Origin of the sequence: Paenibacillus dendritiformis (assembly GCF_945605565.1) — a bacterium.
In the GTDB taxonomy this organism is placed as follows: Bacteria; Bacillota; Bacilli; order Paenibacillales; family Paenibacillaceae; genus Paenibacillus_B; species Paenibacillus_B dendritiformis_A.
In genome coordinates this window covers 5,513,453-5,528,597 of sequence record NZ_OX216966.1, presented here as the reverse complement: position 1 = coordinate 5,528,597, position 15,145 = coordinate 5,513,453, and the positions used below count along the sequence as shown (strand labels likewise).

At 50.9% G+C, this 15,145-nt stretch carries 18 protein-coding genes; 15 read left to right on the top strand and 3 right to left on the bottom strand.

The window, feature by feature from the left end:
* Positions 1-18 precede the first annotated feature (18 nt).
* The 3 genes from NNL35_RS24815 to NNL35_RS24805 all read left to right on the top strand — a co-directional run bounded on the left by NNL35_RS24815 (position 19) and on the right by NNL35_RS24805 (position 3,097).
* Positions 19-378 carry a DUF6711 family protein gene (locus NNL35_RS24815; protein ID WP_006674942.1) on the top strand — a complete coding sequence of 120 codons (360 nt, stop codon included), beginning with the start codon at positions 19-21 and terminating at the stop codon, positions 376-378.
* A gap of 139 nt (positions 379-517) precedes the next feature.
* Complete coding sequence (locus tag NNL35_RS24810) at positions 518-2,494, top strand: DUF3672 domain-containing protein (RefSeq protein WP_238535262.1); 1,977 nt, start codon at positions 518-520, stop codon at positions 2,492-2,494.
* Positions 2,495-2,536: 42 nt separating this feature from the next.
* Complete coding sequence (locus NNL35_RS24805) at positions 2,537-3,097, top strand: stalk domain-containing protein (protein WP_006674940.1); 561 nt, start codon at positions 2,537-2,539, stop codon at positions 3,095-3,097.
* A 107-nt stretch (positions 3,098-3,204) separates the two neighbouring features.
* Here the strand turns inward: NNL35_RS24805 and NNL35_RS24800 are convergent, their stop codons facing one another.
* Positions 3,205-3,456, bottom strand: a complete 252-nt coding sequence (locus NNL35_RS24800; protein WP_006674939.1) for a hypothetical protein — start codon at positions 3,454-3,456, stop codon at positions 3,205-3,207.
* Between the two features lie 80 nt (positions 3,457-3,536).
* On the opposite strand from NNL35_RS24800, the gene NNL35_RS24795 reads away from it, so the two are divergent.
* The 7 genes from NNL35_RS24795 to NNL35_RS24765 all read left to right on the top strand — a co-directional run bounded on the left by NNL35_RS24795 (position 3,537) and on the right by NNL35_RS24765 (position 9,517).
* Positions 3,537-3,731, top strand: coding sequence for a hypothetical protein (locus NNL35_RS24795; protein ID WP_006674938.1), 195 nt, complete (start codon positions 3,537-3,539; stop codon positions 3,729-3,731).
* Positions 3,721-6,963, top strand: a complete 3,243-nt coding sequence (locus tag NNL35_RS24790) for a hypothetical protein (RefSeq protein ID WP_006674937.1) — start codon at positions 3,721-3,723, stop codon at positions 6,961-6,963. Before NNL35_RS24795 ends, NNL35_RS24790 begins: the two co-directional genes overlap by 11 nt.
* Positions 6,960-7,583 carry a hypothetical protein gene (locus NNL35_RS24785; protein WP_254553824.1) on the top strand — a complete coding sequence of 208 codons (624 nt, stop codon included), beginning with the start codon at positions 6,960-6,962 and terminating at the stop codon, positions 7,581-7,583. Before NNL35_RS24790 ends, NNL35_RS24785 begins: the two co-directional genes overlap by 4 nt.
* Positions 7,580-7,726: an XkdX family protein gene (locus NNL35_RS24780; protein WP_006679680.1), complete on the top strand. Its 147-nt coding sequence runs from the start codon at positions 7,580-7,582 to the stop codon at positions 7,724-7,726. The genes NNL35_RS24785 and NNL35_RS24780 overlap by 4 nt, the downstream gene beginning before the upstream one ends.
* Before the next feature lie 78 nt (positions 7,727-7,804).
* Entirely contained in the window at positions 7,805-8,224 is a 420-nt protein-coding gene (locus NNL35_RS24775) for a phage holin family protein (RefSeq protein ID WP_006679681.1), read from the top strand.
* Positions 8,208-8,858, top strand: coding sequence for an N-acetylmuramoyl-L-alanine amidase (locus NNL35_RS24770; protein ID WP_006679682.1), 651 nt, complete (start codon positions 8,208-8,210; stop codon positions 8,856-8,858). Before NNL35_RS24775 ends, NNL35_RS24770 begins: the two co-directional genes overlap by 17 nt.
* The gene (locus tag NNL35_RS24765; protein ID WP_006679683.1) at positions 8,846-9,517 is read left to right on the top strand and encodes a hypothetical protein; all 672 of its coding nucleotides are present in this window, start codon (positions 8,846-8,848) and stop codon (positions 9,515-9,517) included. The genes NNL35_RS24770 and NNL35_RS24765 overlap by 13 nt, the downstream gene beginning before the upstream one ends.
* 136 nt (positions 9,518-9,653) lie before the next feature.
* Here NNL35_RS24765 and NNL35_RS24760 read toward each other — a convergent pair whose 3' ends face one another.
* Entirely contained in the window at positions 9,654-9,983 is a 330-nt protein-coding gene (locus tag NNL35_RS24760) for a hypothetical protein (protein ID WP_254553823.1), read from the bottom strand.
* Positions 9,984-10,600: 617 nt separating this feature from the next.
* On the opposite strand from NNL35_RS24760, the gene NNL35_RS24755 reads away from it, so the two are divergent.
* From NNL35_RS24755 to NNL35_RS24735, 5 genes are all read left to right on the top strand, one after another.
* Entirely contained in the window at positions 10,601-11,119 is a 519-nt protein-coding gene (locus tag NNL35_RS24755) for a DUF3231 family protein (protein WP_006679252.1), read from the top strand.
* A gap of 260 nt (positions 11,120-11,379) precedes the next feature.
* Complete coding sequence (locus NNL35_RS30555) at positions 11,380-11,775, top strand: DUF4183 domain-containing protein (protein ID WP_338111533.1); 396 nt, start codon at positions 11,380-11,382, stop codon at positions 11,773-11,775.
* 608 nt (positions 11,776-12,383) lie between these two features.
* Entirely contained in the window at positions 12,384-12,590 is a 207-nt protein-coding gene (locus tag NNL35_RS24745) for a hypothetical protein (protein ID WP_006679253.1), read from the top strand.
* A gap of 68 nt (positions 12,591-12,658) precedes the next feature.
* The gene (locus NNL35_RS24740; protein ID WP_006679254.1) at positions 12,659-12,937 is read left to right on the top strand and encodes a hypothetical protein; all 279 of its coding nucleotides are present in this window, start codon (positions 12,659-12,661) and stop codon (positions 12,935-12,937) included.
* A 117-nt stretch (positions 12,938-13,054) separates the two neighbouring features.
* Positions 13,055-13,945, top strand: a complete 891-nt coding sequence (locus NNL35_RS24735) for a polysaccharide deacetylase family protein (RefSeq protein ID WP_006679255.1) — start codon at positions 13,055-13,057, stop codon at positions 13,943-13,945.
* Positions 13,946-13,959: 14 nt separating this feature from the next.
* Here the strand turns inward: NNL35_RS24735 and NNL35_RS24730 are convergent, their stop codons facing one another.
* Entirely contained in the window at positions 13,960-15,021 is a 1,062-nt protein-coding gene (locus tag NNL35_RS24730; RefSeq protein ID WP_006679256.1) for an HD-GYP domain-containing protein, read from the bottom strand.
* Between the last annotated feature and the right edge of the window lie 124 nt (positions 15,022-15,145).

The following is a 15,145-nucleotide window of genomic DNA, read 5'->3' as shown; positions in this document are numbered from 1 at the left end:
TTGAGGAGGTGACCGCATTTGCAATTAAAAGTGAACGGCATGGAAATTGCCGAGTACCCGTCACAATTTACAGTGACAACCCTAGACCTCGATGACGGCGAGTCATCCGTTCGGACTGCAGACGGCACGCTCAACCGCGACCGAATAGCGGTGAAACGTCAAATAGAAATGACCTGGGGACCGCTCAAATGGCCGCAAATATCGGCGTTACTCAAGTCGATGGATGGGGTATTCTTTGATTTCACTTATCCAGATCCGATGTTGGGGGCCTATACAACCAAGAAGATGTATGTCGGGAACCGGCCGGCACCATTTACGGTACAGGACGGCAATGAGCTGCTATGGTCTGGCCTGAAGGTCACCTTAACGGAGCGGTGAGGCCATGTATCCAATATCACCGCTATATTCAGACTATTTACGGAGACATGACCGGGAGTTTTTGGTCAGAGCTGACATAAACGGCGAGACGTACACGAATGCGACGATCGTTGATTTCAGCATCGAGAATAGCCTTTCTATGTCGGAAGGATTCGAGATTGGGACGGCAATCCCGTCGAAGCTCACGTTATCCATGCGGCTCAAGGAGACCATTCCAGCCAATGCAAGAATCAAGCTGTATCTTGCCCTCTCGCTCGAAGGAATGACATGGAACGATGCGGCATACCCGTGGGAGACCATGAACATTCCCTGGGAGGCCGGGGCGACGGAGTGGCTGCCGCTCGGCGAGTTCTATGTGGACAGCCGAGAGAAGATCAACGACATCTGGCGCTTCACCTGCTATGACAAGCTGGTATGGGGCGACGTGCCGTATATTTCGAGCTTGACCTACCCGGCCAGTCAGAAAGCTGTATTTGACGAGATCTGCACCCGATTGGGCTATACTTACGACAGCAGCGTGGTTATAAATCCGGGATATATGATTCAAGCCGGTCCTGCGGGATTCACGATGCGGCAGGTCCTGGCATACATCGCCGGCCTCAACAGCGCCAGTATCTTCATAGACAAAGCCGGCACGCTCAAATTCAAGCGATTCACGGCAGCCGATCCTCCGGTATTCGAGATGCGAGTTTCTGATTACATTCGAGTGAAGCAGACCAACCCGGTCAAGACCTACACCCGCGTTGTCGTTACCTACGATACAGAGGATGATCTCTCGTACTCTGCCGGCAGCGGCGATGAAAACCATACGCTCAATCTGGAAAACCCGTTCGCAACTCAAGCCATGGTTGACGACCTACTGGCCGCGCTGAACGGGTTCGCGTATTTGCCGCTGACTATGGATGCCCGAGGCTTCCCGCAGCTCGAACACGGCGACGTATTGGGTTTCTCACAGTTGGAGGGGGCGAGCTGGCTTGAGACAATCACGAGCTGGCAGGATACACATTTACCGTGGGACGGCATTGTTGATTACAAGTCAATTATCCTGCGTCAGACTCTGTCTTTCAAAGGTGGCCTCAAGCTGCGGATCGACGCCCCGTCCATATCGGAACAGCAGTCCGAATTTGGGCTTGAGGGTTCGTTAAGCCAGCAAGTTAACAAGCTGAACAAGGATGCGCTGAAGGAGGGCAAGGCGTATTTTGGTGTGACGGTTACGCGCCGGGAAGGGCTCATTGTTGAGCGGGAGGATCACCGTAGTAAAGTCATCTTGAATAGTGATGTGCTCTCCTTCCAAGCCAACGGCCAGGATCGCATATATTTTGATCCTGTTGCTGGACGCTACAAGTTTAACGGGACGCTGGAGGCCGTGGACGGAATCTTTTCCGGCAACTTGCAGGCGGCGGGCGGTACGTTCCGGGGTGACCTGCAGGCTGCAGGTGGAACATTTACGGGCACGCTCCGAGGTGTCGACGGCGATTTCAGCGGCGAGCTGCGCGCGGCACGGGGCACGTTTGCCGGAAACCTCTCGGCTGCCGGCGGGACATTCACCGGCACGCTGGTCGGCGTCGATGGCACGTTTAGCGGCACTATCACCGCGGCCTCGATTATCGGCGGAACCATAAACGGATCGACCATAATCGGATCGTCGATAAAGACCGCAGCATCTGGCCGTCGCATTGAGATTGATTCCAGCGGTTTCCGGACCTACGATTCATATGGCAATAACCGCATCCGGATAAATACAGGTTCAGATTCAGGGGTATCGGCTATTTCATTCTTCGGATCGAATGGCGGTTTTGCCGGGGAGATAAATTCCTACCAGTCCCAGAATCAGCTTAATATTGTTTCGGATTCGTTGTTCATTGGTTCAAATAGCACGAGTGGCCCCGTAAATATACAGGGGTATACGACGTTTAACGGTTACGTGGAATTTCGATATGGCGTCAGCGGATTAAGACTAGGAATAGGGGACATCCAAGGGCTTCGTGATGAATTAGAAAACATCAGATATATGCTTAGGAACCACACCCATACTGTGTATCTGCCAAATCACAACCATGGTAACCCGCAGAATAAAAACTGGGGTGACAAAACATTTACGACGTCCACGCCGTAGTGATATCATATAAGGTAAATATTGCTACGGAGGTAGACTTACATGAAAAAGTGGACTTATCTCGTAAGTGGGGTTGTCATCGGTGCCCTTGTTGCGACAGCGGGGAGTGTTTTTGCTGATCAGGTTAAGACTTTGGTCGGGAAAAAAGTAACCGGCGAGTATACCGTAATTGTGGATGGGAAGGAACTTGAGGATAAAGGTGCTGTAATTGAGGGAAGAACCAATGTCCCCGTTCGAGGAATCTCCAATGCATTGGGGGTAGATATGAAGGTGGAGGGGAAGAAGATAATCATAACATCTGACGATGCCGGTTCCGTTTCTAACACAGCGCCTGTCAATAATAGCAATCCTTATATCGGTAGAAGCAAAGCTGACTTGGAGAAATCCCGAGATAGCCTACAAAAGGAAACCCTAGCTAACATTGAAAAGGAACGCAAAGAGATTCTCGAAAAAATCAAGACAATGGAAGCATCAGGTGCTCCGCGCGGAGAAGGAACTTCCTTATCTGCATACGATCAGCAATTATCGGATTACGATGCGATGCAAGCCAAATACACCAAAGAGCTCGAGCTGATTAACGAAGCCCTGGCTGCACAAAAATAACATACCATCCGTGAAGGTCTCGCCGTTGGCGGGGCCTTTTTGATTGGGAGAAGTAGAAAAAGAGTTTAGTCGATGATCCGGCTGAACTCTTTTTGAAAGCTTCATATTCAGGCTTCATTGAAGGTTATCGGGTCAATCTCATCAGTAATTCCAATGAAGTTTATGCTGTACAACTTGACTTCTGGAATTGGTATCTGAAGTTTCGTATTACCTGTTGGTATAAAAATGACATTTTCAAGATAGTAATCATTACCAAAACGAGTAACCGTATCGCTTACATCTACGACAAGCCCAGTAAAAATTCCAGATGCAGTGAAAATAGTTCGTCTTTTATTGACATCCGGGTGTTTAAAAAACATGTGTATGAACCTCCATTCTGTCGATAGTCCTATCATTCGACAAATAGGAGGTTTTTCCTTCAAAAGAAAGGAGGCCCACCATGGCAAAGATACAACCAATCATCCAAGTCGAGATTGATCCAACCAAGCCCGTACCGGAGATATGCGCCGTAATCTCCGCCGTTGTCCCATACCAACCTGAGCACGAGGAGGCAATACTCCTCGGCGTCCAGGAGGCCATCGGAAAGCGAATCGCTCAACTGCGAAAGAAAGGAGATGGGCAGCTTGGCAAATAGATATTGTAACCTGGTCGGTTCAAAGAAAATCAGCGAAGATTTTAACAACATCAATATAGGCTTCGATGCAGTTCAAAAAGACATGGATTCGAAGTCGTCCGGCAACCATCGGCACCCCAACGCGACGGATACGACGGACGGATTTATGAGCGCCCAGGACAAGGCCAAGATGGATGCCAGCACGGCTGCCGCCACTCCCGGGACGCTCGTACAACGTGACGCGTCCGGCCGAATGAAGGCAGCGGCACCGTCAGCAAAAACTGACGTGGCCCGTAAGGCGGAGGTCGACGCCGTTCAGTCTGACCTGGACAGCCACAAGGCCGACGCCGTCATGCACGTCACCGAAGCTGACCATGAGAAGTTGGGCAGCATCGAGGACGGCGCGGAAGTCAATCAGCCGGCCTTTTCTCGCGTGAATGATATCGAGGCCGGCGAGAAGACGGACGCCTTGACCTTTAAAGGCGGCGTCGGAATCAAGATAACCACGAACCCGAATTCGAAGGAAGTAACGATCACGGCCTCCGGGGAGTCCACGCCTGGTGCCCATGGCAGCAGCCACACGGAGCACGGTTCCGATCCTATCCCGTATGCCACGGCGAAGGAAGGGGGCCTTATGAGCTCAGCTGACAAGGCGGAGTTTGACAAGCTGGCGACGGAAGTCCCGAAGCAGGCGTCCGAACTGATGCAGCACGACAAGAAGCTGAAGGAACATACCACTGAGCTGGAGGATCACGATCAGCGCATCGAAGCTGTGGAGAGCGGTCTGGCCGATGTGCCGGATAAGCCCCTTGAGCTGCCGCCCGGTCTCCAGATAGTAGAGTCGGAACAGGATACGCCGTTCCAGATGGGGGAAGTGAAGGGACGGACGCTAATTAATCTGCCCGGTAGCGAAGGTAACTTTGATTACCGGACATCGCCGCTATTCACCTTTTTCGGGACCGGGGAGATCATTCCGGCATCTACTCCCGTCGGAACGAAAGTCCAGAAGATCGTATGTAATCGTGCGGCAGACAGCCCGGGGCACTTTGGCGCCAGGTACGAACTAAACATTGATCGCTCGAAGCATTATGTGGCGGTAGTATACCTGGACAACATTTCGTGTGATGAACCTGTTTATTTCTCCTTTGCGGAATGGAAAAGTACTGGATACTCTACGATCCGCAAATCGGGAAATGTAAAAAAGGGGGATGGAATGCAATATCGATACATTGATATTTCCCCGGATCGCCTTGAGACACAGGAAAAGCTTGTTTTTTACTTCCGTGGAGAAGGGACGGCTGGCGCAGAATTCCGGATCGGTGCATTCGGCCTCTACGAGATTTCACAGACCGAATACGAAGCCATCGGAAAGATGAAGTTTGCTCAGGTGGCCGAGAAGTACCCATACGTAGACAGCATGACCAACGTCAAAAACCCATACGCCATCGTAACGGGAGGCAATCTGCTGCCGTCCTTTTATCATATGGGGGCCGTAAATGGAGCAATCGTTGATATACAGTCTGCTTATGAAATAGACCTGATGACTAATAGCACACTTCAATTCGTAGGCAAGGGTAACATGGAGGCCAAGCATAAAACATATCGCATTGACTTTGACTCCATGGGGACAGATGTAAAGTGTTATTTCAATGAGCAGGCGGCGATTGATGCCATACCGATACGGCAACATGAAATTGGTTCAGGAGCAACCATTGAAATTGGCGACGATACCAAGTATATTGGCGTTTTCTTTGGCAATATGTCAGCTACTGGCTCATTTAAAGTAAAGAATCCTATGCTTGTTCCCGGCACCGATCCGAAGCCCTTCGTTCCACAGCAACGCAGCATGCTCGCCTTCGAAACGGAGCTCGCCGCTCATCCGGTAGACGGCAGCAATCCCGATACGCTATTTATGGGAGACGATGGGTTGCCGTATGTGCTGGAGCCGTGGGGTAAAGTCGACTTGACGCAGACCAAGCCTTGGGGCACAGACCCGAATGTAGAGCCTGGAGCAAAGTTGGTTTACTACAGGGACGGCTCTATCAATGGAATTGATTTTAATGTTTATGCCACGAAGTTTGACGGCAAAATGTTGAAAACGTCTCAGGCTGCTGGAATACAAGAAGTTGACAGTGTTTTGCTATACAAAAACGGCTTGCACATTACTGTAGCCAACACCGACAGCGGATGGGGACAGGATTACAATCCAGAACCTGAAGAGATTAAGGCGTATTTCTTGGGGTGGCGGATCGGTTGGTGGAACAATGAGACACAGAAATTAGACCCGTGGGATGGGACGCAACCAATCGATCAAAAACGGTGGGTTAACATACTGACAAACGGAGACATGCAAACATCGTTACCAACAGAAATGGCAAAGAATTACACGCCATACCGCCTCCAATACCTGAAGGCGAAGCCAACCGTCGAACCCGTCCGGAATTACGGATTGGGAGCGACACTCACGGCAGGATCGAACATGATCGAGGTTGGAAGCGGTATTGTGATTCGGGAACGGGCGAATCCTGTGCGAACAAGTGCTAATGACATCCTCATAAATTCGAGTGTGCCAGGAGAAGATGCCTCCCGATTGAGGAACAAGACGGATAAAATACTTGCCATCCATCGAAATAACTCGGTAGACTCGTCATGGATAAGGCAGGTTGTTAGCCAGGCGTATGGCAAAGAGCGCGCAATCTGGTATGGCGGGGCTGGATTCGACCCAACCGCAGTCTATCACGTCACCTATACGATGCTTGATCCAATGCTGGCGGCTCCAATCAGCGGCACTGTTGCTGCGAACCTGCGCGGGGCTATATCGGACTTGGTGCAGGATGTGGGCGATGTGCAGCGTCGGTTAAGTGTCTCGGAGGTTAGGTTGAATAGTATCACAAGCGGCTTGAACGCTCCTCTTGAATGGATAACAGCCACTCTGCTAAACGGGTGGAAGTCTGTCCCGGGTCGCCCTGTGCAGTATGCAAAGGATGCTTTTGGTTTTGTTCACTTTAGAGGAACTTTAGACAGTTCCGAAGCTGCCAAGGCAGTGGGTACGGACATCTTTGTACTGCCAATACAGTACCGTCCATCCAGAGTAATAGGGGTGCCAACTGTAACTTATAGCAGCCCCCAAGATATACAGCCTTATGCGGTTGATATCGGAAACGGCGGGAGTATTAGAATAACGATGGAAAATACACGCAGATTTATTTATTTGGAATCATTCTCATTCTATGTTGGGGGTGAAAAGGTATGAAAGAAGCAATCATAACTGACCTTGAAGGCCGATACATCGAACCGACGCTCGTTGCGGACTCCGTGACGGGCGTTTTTGATCGGCGGGAACTGGTTGAGCCGGACGAACCCGACCCGCAGCCGGAACCGGGGAAACGTGACGACGGCCAAGAAGACGAACCGGAAACGGTACTCGTAGGCTATACGGTGGCCGTTCCGATGCCTGACGGCCTGTATCAACCTATATTCGATGTCGAGGGCTACAGGGCAGCGCAGGAGGCTTATGAGGCTGCATACGCCGAATACATGGCCGAGCATGACCCGGAGAGCGACGATCCGCAGCCGGAGCCGCCGCAGCCTATAGACGGGACGGTCTTCTGGCGTAATGGTCTTACGCAGGAGGAGATTGACGCGCTCAACCTGGAGCCGCAGCCGTCCCAAACAGACATGCTGGGCCAAGAACTGACGCAAATGAAAATCCGGAATATCCAGCAGCAGAGCGTCATTGATGGGCTTGGCCGGGAACTTACCGAATCACGCCTAGACAACATGCAGCAGAAACAAACCGTTGACAGTCTGGGCTCGGAGCTGACGAAGGCAAAACTGGAAATCATTGAACTTAAAGGAGGGCAATCGACATGAATTTCTGGAAACTCGCTTTTGAATGCCGGTGGATCGATGCGGAGGGGCTATGCGCAGCTGTGAAAACGGAGGTCAACCCGTTCGGGGAGATTACGCCGGAAGAATACGAGAAAATCACAGGACGGGAATTCCCGGAGCAATAAGCGCCTGCTCATAGCACGGCGCTGTTTTTATGCCCTCACGGCAGCGTGGGGGCTAATTTTATCCAAGGGGGAAATGACGTGGAAAGATTGGACTTGGTATTGAAAACGGTATTTGCTGCTACTGGCGGCGCTGCCTCGTTTTTGTTTGGCGGGTGGCCGGCACTACTGAATGTGCTGCTCATCGTTGTGGCGATTGATTACGTGACGGGCGTCATGGCTTCCGGCGCCGAAGGTAAGCTGAAAAGCAGCATCGGCCTTATCGGCATTGCCCGCAAGGTGTTTATTTTTTTCGTCGTGGCGGTGGCGCATCAGGTGGACAGCGTACTAGGGGATCAGCATTTGCTGCGGGACGCTGCTATCTTTTTCTATTTGGCCAATGAGTTGCTATCCATCATTGAGAATGGCGGCCGCCTGGGCGTGCCACTCCCACCCGGTATTAAGCAGGCGGTTGAAGTACTGAGAAACAAAGGAGGGGTTAACGATGACCATCGAAATTAAGCAGCGATTGCTTCCAGACGGGCGGCCCAACAAGCCAACTCGCACAATGAAGCCGCAGTATATCACGATCCACAATACCGATAATAGCGCTCCAGGAGCTACGGCCGAAGCGCATAGCCGGTATATTTTGAACGGTAGCGCCGGGGCCCAGAAGAGTTGGCACTATACGGTCGACGATCGCGAGGTCTACCAGCACTTACGGGACGACGAGCAGGGATGGCATGCCGGCGACGGCAACGGTCCCGGTAATACGACATCCATCGGAATTGAGGTCTGTATGTACCAGGGCATGGACGAATCGAAGGCGTGGCAGCGGGCGGCGGAGCTGATCGTGCTGCTGACTAAGCGGCACGGAATATCAGTCAGCCGTGTTGTACCGCATCGCCATTGGAGCGGGAAGGCGTGTCCGTCCCGGATACTGCCGCGTTGGGCGGAGTTTATCAAATTGATGGAGAAACCGAAGCAGCTGGACTATGCCGGCCATTGGGCCGAGGCGTCTATTCGGCGTGTGATGGACGCAGGAATTATGGGCGGCCGTAACACTGGATTCGCGCCGAACGAGCCGATTACTAGGGCAGAGATTGCTGTAGTAGTCGATCGGCTCCTAAAGGGAGCAGCAGAGTGGGTAAGGTAACATACAACAAATGCACGGCGTCCAATGGCGTCGTGCTTCATGCCATGAAGTGCAGTCCGAACGATATCAAGCTGCAAGCCTGTCGTACAAGTGTCTGTTCCCAACCACTGACCGCCATTAACGGCGGCTTTTTTAATTTCGGCACCGGCGAGATCCTTTCTATCTCGGTGCAAAACGACAATCCGATTAAGGGCCGGCGTGGAGCTTACGGCAGCGGCTGGTACAATGCCAAGTATGCCCGGGGAACGCTTGTATGGGATGCGGTAGCGCGTCGGTATTCGGTACAGGTAGTCAAGTCGGCCGACGAGCTACATGTATCCGACCGCAGCCGATACTGGGCGCAGGGCGGCATTTCGATGTCTCTTCACGATGATTCCGGGTGGCAGCAGAAAGCGAAGGCCCAGAATATGCCGAACATGTCCGGGAAGGCATACCGTACCGCGATGGTGTACGGCTCCGGCTTAAACTTATGGTTGATCGTCACAAATGCGGCCTGCACCGCCGGGCAGTTCCGATATGCAATCAAGGAGAAGATTGGCAGCGGCACGCTCGTCGACGGCATCTTTTTGGATGGGAGCGGATCGTCGCAAATGCGTACCGACAAAGTTCAGATTCGGGGGGACGGCCGGTCTGTCTATTCCATCGTCACGATAATGTGATATACTGGAAATGCATCCGGAAGCACCGGTGCAAACGAAAAGAGCCGCGATGGGAAGGCATCCCTCCGGCTCTTTTGTATTTCTTTGCTGAGTTTACTTTATAAAGTCTTATGAGAACTACAGGCCTTAGCTACTGTTAATTTGTAATTGTAAAATAGTATATGATCAGTCGATCAGATGTTAAGTTAGCAATGATAGAACCTTGTCCTGGTTTGAGTGCAAGAAAATTACCATCCACATCTAAAAAGTAGCTGGAACTATCACCCCCGCCAGGTCTGAAACCATAGCCAGACAACTTTCTCCCTTCACCGACTCTTACTTTTAATTGAACTTCTACCTTATCAATACTAGAAGCTTGAACTGTGCCGAGATTACTGGTAGTAGGTGCTGATGGTGCCGCCATTGCAACTTGCGAAGAAAGTAACATCACAGAAGCAAGGGTTAAAGCAAAAATCTTTTTCGTCATGGTACACGCCTCCTAAAAAAAATTATAGGTGACTGTAACAATGATGATGCTCTAAAACTAATATACCATACATTTTTATAATTGCAACAAATTTACATAAATACCACCAGAATGGTTCTTGGTTGTCGATCATTCACAAAAAGATGAGCCCCGGCAACATTACGCCAGGGCTTTTTTATGTTACTGTTTCGGCCCATAATTCTGCCCACATTTTGCCCACATAAGTATGAAACGATATGATTTTATGTGACACTCTTATATAGAAGAAACTCGATTCTTTAACGGTTTCACTGCCGTATGAAACATTATGACAAGCCTCAATAATCAAGTTGGAAATGGAAGGTTCTATAGGCTAAGCCCATCCCTGAGCTTTCTTGATACGTCCAAATAGGTGTCCGAGGTGACTTTCACGCTTTGCGTGTCCAAGTCGCTCGGACACTTTTTTTATATTTACCCGGGCGGCATGCTGAACTGAGCTCAACGGGGAAGCGAAGTAGGAGATAATGGTAATAACTTAGACGGATAAGGGCCCATGATAAAGACAACCTTAACATCGACTGGAACGATGGCTGTCAATCACGCCGTCCAACAAAAACTTTAAGAGGAGCTGTTACAAAATGGGCATTTTAAGCGGCAATCCGAAAGATGAACCCCTTCATTACGGTGAAACCTATGATGTATGGGCATTCTCAATGAAAGCGAAAGGATGCATTTCCGTTTACCGGGCTTACCATTATCACGCCGGGGACAAAGATTTAAAAAATATATTAGGCGATTTGATTAATCAAGCGGAACTAGAAGAGAAAGAATGCGATCAAATTTTAATTAGCAATGGAATAGCTCCCAGCCCGACACTCCCTGACAGGCCAGAAGCCAAACTTGAAGAAATTCCTGTCGGGGCGAGACTTACGGATCAAGAGATAACGTCTATGATTGCGGCTGACACTGCGGCCAGCATGGTAGTGTGCAGCCAAATCATGGGGAAATCAATTCGGGAAGACATTGCGGCATTATTCGGCAAATATCATTTGACGAAAGCCGCTTTAGGTCTCAAAATTTTGGAGATGAGTAAAGAAAAGGGCTGGTTGGTTCCGCCCCCGCTGCATGTAAAGAGACCAGAGCTGGTTGAGAAATAACGATTAAGCGGATTGGTGTAGCAATCCGGGAAGTAACTTCAATTTATGTGTTCAATACGTGCCCGTTTGACCCAACATTGCATGCTGGCGTCAAGCGGGCGTGTTTTTTTATGGACGAAGTATTTTCAATGCCTTTCTGCCCTTTACCCTTGTGCTTTCGCAACTTTCTGAAATGGATGATCTTCTCATGTCAATTACATGGTTCATCTCTTGTAAAATTATTGGCATTGAATATAGCATCTCTAGTAAGGGGGTGAGAGATATGCCAATTATTAAACCGTTCATCGATCCCTCTGCCATCAGCCCGTGCAGTTCCCTTTCCCCTCCACCGGACTGTCCGGCGGTCTTCCCGGGAGAGCCGGTGCCTCCGCCGGCTCCCGAGATTTTACAGGTGGATACCCTTTCAGTACATTACGGTCGCGGATGGAGTTCGAAATGCATACACGAATGGGGATGGTCTGGCTCAATTCCAGAGCAGCAGCATACTGAATCCAGGAACGGTGTCATATTTCAATTTGTTTATTAACGGAATGCTGCAGCCTCTCAACACCTATACCGTAACGGAAGGTCTTCTGCAAATCGATGGGGTCCCCGAGCAGGGAGTTCCCATTACCCTTCAATTCATCCGAATCATCCCCAGACCGGCGGGAATATGAGGAAGCAGGCATCGTCCCGTCACCTGATGGTGGGGGATACGTCCATGCCCCGCTTGCTGCGCTATCCCACGGCCAATGCCCGGTTGGCCATGAACATCGCAAAATGCCTGGACGGTCATGAACGTCATAAATGTACTCTATGATGGTAGCGCTCCAAGCGGCAGCAGCTTAGCATTCCAAGTGGGAGCACCACAGCTCCTCAATCCTGCAAAAGTGCAGCATTTTAAGCTGAGGAACCACAGCTCCCCAATCCTGCAAAAGTGCAGCATTTTACGCTCAGGAAGCAGAGATTTCACTAAATTGCTGCATTCATACATCAATTCTCCCAACTTGCCTCACATTCAAGCGAAAACGAGTGAAATTCCTGCACTTTTGCAGGATTCCCTTTCCCAACGATCGACCCCTGTGGATTTCCTGTATTTTTGCATCTTTGCCGGCTGGCGGGTACCCAATCGTACATACAGGACAAGCTAATCACAACCCCAGCTGCTAACCGAATACAATCTCCCCTCACACGCAGAAAAAACTGCTTCTTTTTACCGTTGCATACCGAACAAATATTCGCCTATACTATCAAGTAAGCAAACGAATGTTCGGGGTGATGCAGAGTGAAGATAGAGCATTATATCGGCAGCACGATCGAAATCATCTATGAGGATCGGCACGGAACCATTACTCAGCGGCGAATTGTCGTGCGCCGCATCCGGGACGGCGTCCTGCATGCAACCTGTCTCGCGGCAGGGGGCTGGCGCCCGTTCCGCCTGGAACGCATCTTATCCTGGAAGCCGCTGAGCGGCCGCGGACGATCGGCATGACACATCGCTGCAAGAACGTGGTACAGTAGAAGAAATAGCTGGAAATCCCACGTTTTGGAGGATGTCTTATGCTCAGCCATCACTTCCATTCCAACGGCCTGCACAACCACCGCAGATTGATGAATTGGCTCGTTATTGCCGCTCTAATTGTCCTTTTTGTTGGATATCGATTGTACATCTATATAGAGAAGCAGGCAGCGCTTGAATTCGCCAGACAGTATGTGGAAGCGATCTATGGCGATGATTTTCAAATAGATGAAGGTGCAGACATGATTTCTCTAGAGGGACCTACATTATATCTGCTAATAATATCGATCGGAATACTGCCGACGCAGAATCCTTCGTAATCCGGTTCCCCATGAATGTCTTCCCTCCGCTGGCGCATAATAAGTGAATCTACACTGCTTGCGCCGCATCGCGCACCGCAGAGAATGTTCGACAGCAGTTGTGAAGGAGGAAGCGACATGAAGAGCGTAAGGAAACGTCTGGAACGGGCGTCACGAGTCGGGATGATCTGTCTTGCGGCTATAGCCCTGCTGTTCGTTGCGGCTATGACGAGTGTACATAGAGGGGAGGCTGGGGGTGAAGTTGCCAGCAATGAGGCCGTCCAGCAGAGACAGCTTGCTGCTGTGGCTATGGAGGAGCTGAAGCCAATGCCGGCGAACGCGGCTGTGAAGCCGGTACTCAAAGATCGGGCTTACTTCGAGGAACGGGGAGATATCGTATGGGAGGTGCCGTCAGCAGGCAAGCGGATTGCCCTTACATTTGATGATGGCCCTGATCCGAAAAATACGCCTGCCATTCTGGAGCTGCTGAAGCAGCATGACGCCAAAGCTACCTTTTTCCTGGTCGGTTGGCGGCTCAAGGCTAACCCAGAATTGGCGAAGCGAACCCTCCGAGAAGGACATGAGATCGGGAACCATTCGTACTATCATAAATATTTCCGGCGCGGGATATCGGCCGCAGAGATCGAGGAGGATATGATGAAGGCGCACCGCCTCATCGAAGAGGTGACCGGAACGGCCACTCACTTATATCGCCCGCCTGGCGGTTACTATAACCAACAGCTGGTGGATGCCGCTCGCGCCAACGATTACCGCATCGTCATGTGGTCATGGCATCAGGACACGAAGGATTGGAGCTCCCCTGGAGTCCAGCGCATCGTCGATAAAGTGTTGAATTCGGCCCGGAATGGGGATATCGTGCTGATGCATGATTTCGCGGAGGGACGTTCGCAGACGGTGGAGGCGTTGAAGATGATTTTGCCGGAACTCAAAAAGCGGGGCTACTCCATGGTGACGGTCTCCGAATTGATGGCGCACCGGGTCAAGGGAGAACTGAAAAAGCCCCGCTAGTAAGAATGATGCAGTTACACGTACACATGCTCGATTTCCAACTGTCTCCGCTGCGCCAGATCGACGAACTCCTGATCGATTTGTACGAGCGGGCGGAACAGTTCGGTCTGATTCGACATGACGATGACTCCCGTCCGGCCGTCATTCAGGCGGGCTTGCTTGTGCAGGAAGTTCGGAATCATGTTCCGGATAAAGGTATGGGTCATCGTAGGATCCAATTGGCCGAAGCTCATCGCCTGGAGATCCCGCAATACGCAGAACAGGTTCTGCTTGGGAAGGCCGCTGCAGGCCGAGGTCAACTCACTGTACAGATCGGCGATAGCAACGATACGGGAGACGGGATGAATCTCGTCTTCCTTCAGGCCGTATGGATAACCGCTTCCATCCAGCCGTTCGTGATGCTGCAGAGCGGCCAGATACAGCCATTCGTCTTCATAGGTCCCTCGAAGCAAGTCGCACCCGAAGCGGGTGTGCTTTTTCATCTTCTCGGCTTCTTCCTCGCTCTGAATACCCGTAGCAGTCATCGATGAGGCATCCGCATCCACCAGGGCCATGCCGATCTCATGAAGGAAGCCGGCCTTGCCGGCCCGCACCGCATCCGCTTCATTATAATTCAGCCACTTCGCCAAATAATAGGACAGCATTCCGACTTGGACCGAATGCTGGTAGGTGCATTCATCTTCCGCCCCCATCATCAGGAGCAGGGAGACGACATCCCGTTCCGCCTTAATCTGGTGAATCAATGGCGTCAATGTCTGTTCCACCTGTTCATCTTGTATATGACCATGGGCAGCCGCCTCATAGAATAACTGCTCCACTCCGGCGACCGCTTCCTTATAGGAAGACTGCAGCCGATCCGTTCCGGAAGAGGAAACTAATTGTGGAAGCGTTGTCATCGATTCGGCTTGTCTCTCTTCAATATCGATAAAATCAAGATGATGCCGCAGGAGCAGGGCGATATCTTTCTCCTTCAATTTCGTTCCGGCGGAGATTACAAGAAGACCGTGGGAATTGAAAATATCCTTCGCCACGATATCGCCGTCCGCAACGCTTAAGACATGAACCTTCACGTTCATTCACCGTCCTAGCCAAAAATAGACAACATATGTACCGTAATCATATCAACTTCATCGGAACGTGACAACAGCATTTCCCATTTTACTTAAAAATTATCGGTCATGAAATCACTGCAGCGCTCGT

Excerpts from the sequence above, each read along its gene's own strand:
- NNL35_RS24805 (WP_006674940.1), top strand. The coding sequence starts at position 2,537 with ATGAAAAAGTGGACTTATCTCGTAAGTGGGGTTGTCATCGGTGCCCTT.
- NNL35_RS24770 (WP_006679682.1), top strand. The coding sequence starts at position 8,208 with ATGACCATCGAAATTAAGCAGCGATTGCTTCCAGACGGGCGGCCCAAC.
- NNL35_RS24795 (WP_006674938.1), top strand. The coding sequence starts at position 3,537 with ATGGCAAAGATACAACCAATCATCCAAGTCGAGATTGATCCAACCAAG.
- NNL35_RS24800 (WP_006674939.1), bottom strand. The coding sequence starts at position 3,456 with ATGTTTTTTAAACACCCGGATGTCAATAAAAGACGAACTATTTTCACT.
- NNL35_RS24735 (WP_006679255.1), top strand. The coding sequence starts at position 13,055 with ATGAAGAGCGTAAGGAAACGTCTGGAACGGGCGTCACGAGTCGGGATG.
- NNL35_RS24755 (WP_006679252.1), top strand. The coding sequence starts at position 10,601 with ATGGGCATTTTAAGCGGCAATCCGAAAGATGAACCCCTTCATTACGGT.
- NNL35_RS24780 (WP_006679680.1), top strand. The coding sequence starts at position 7,580 with ATGAATTTCTGGAAACTCGCTTTTGAATGCCGGTGGATCGATGCGGAG.
- NNL35_RS24810 (WP_238535262.1), top strand. The coding sequence starts at position 518 with ATGTCGGAAGGATTCGAGATTGGGACGGCAATCCCGTCGAAGCTCACG.
- NNL35_RS24730 (WP_006679256.1), bottom strand. The coding sequence starts at position 15,021 with ATGAACGTGAAGGTTCATGTCTTAAGCGTTGCGGACGGCGATATCGTG.
- NNL35_RS24785 (WP_254553824.1), top strand. The coding sequence starts at position 6,960 with ATGAAAGAAGCAATCATAACTGACCTTGAAGGCCGATACATCGAACCG.
- NNL35_RS24740 (WP_006679254.1), top strand. The coding sequence starts at position 12,659 with ATGCTCAGCCATCACTTCCATTCCAACGGCCTGCACAACCACCGCAGA.
- NNL35_RS24760 (WP_254553823.1), bottom strand. The coding sequence starts at position 9,983 with ATGACGAAAAAGATTTTTGCTTTAACCCTTGCTTCTGTGATGTTACTT.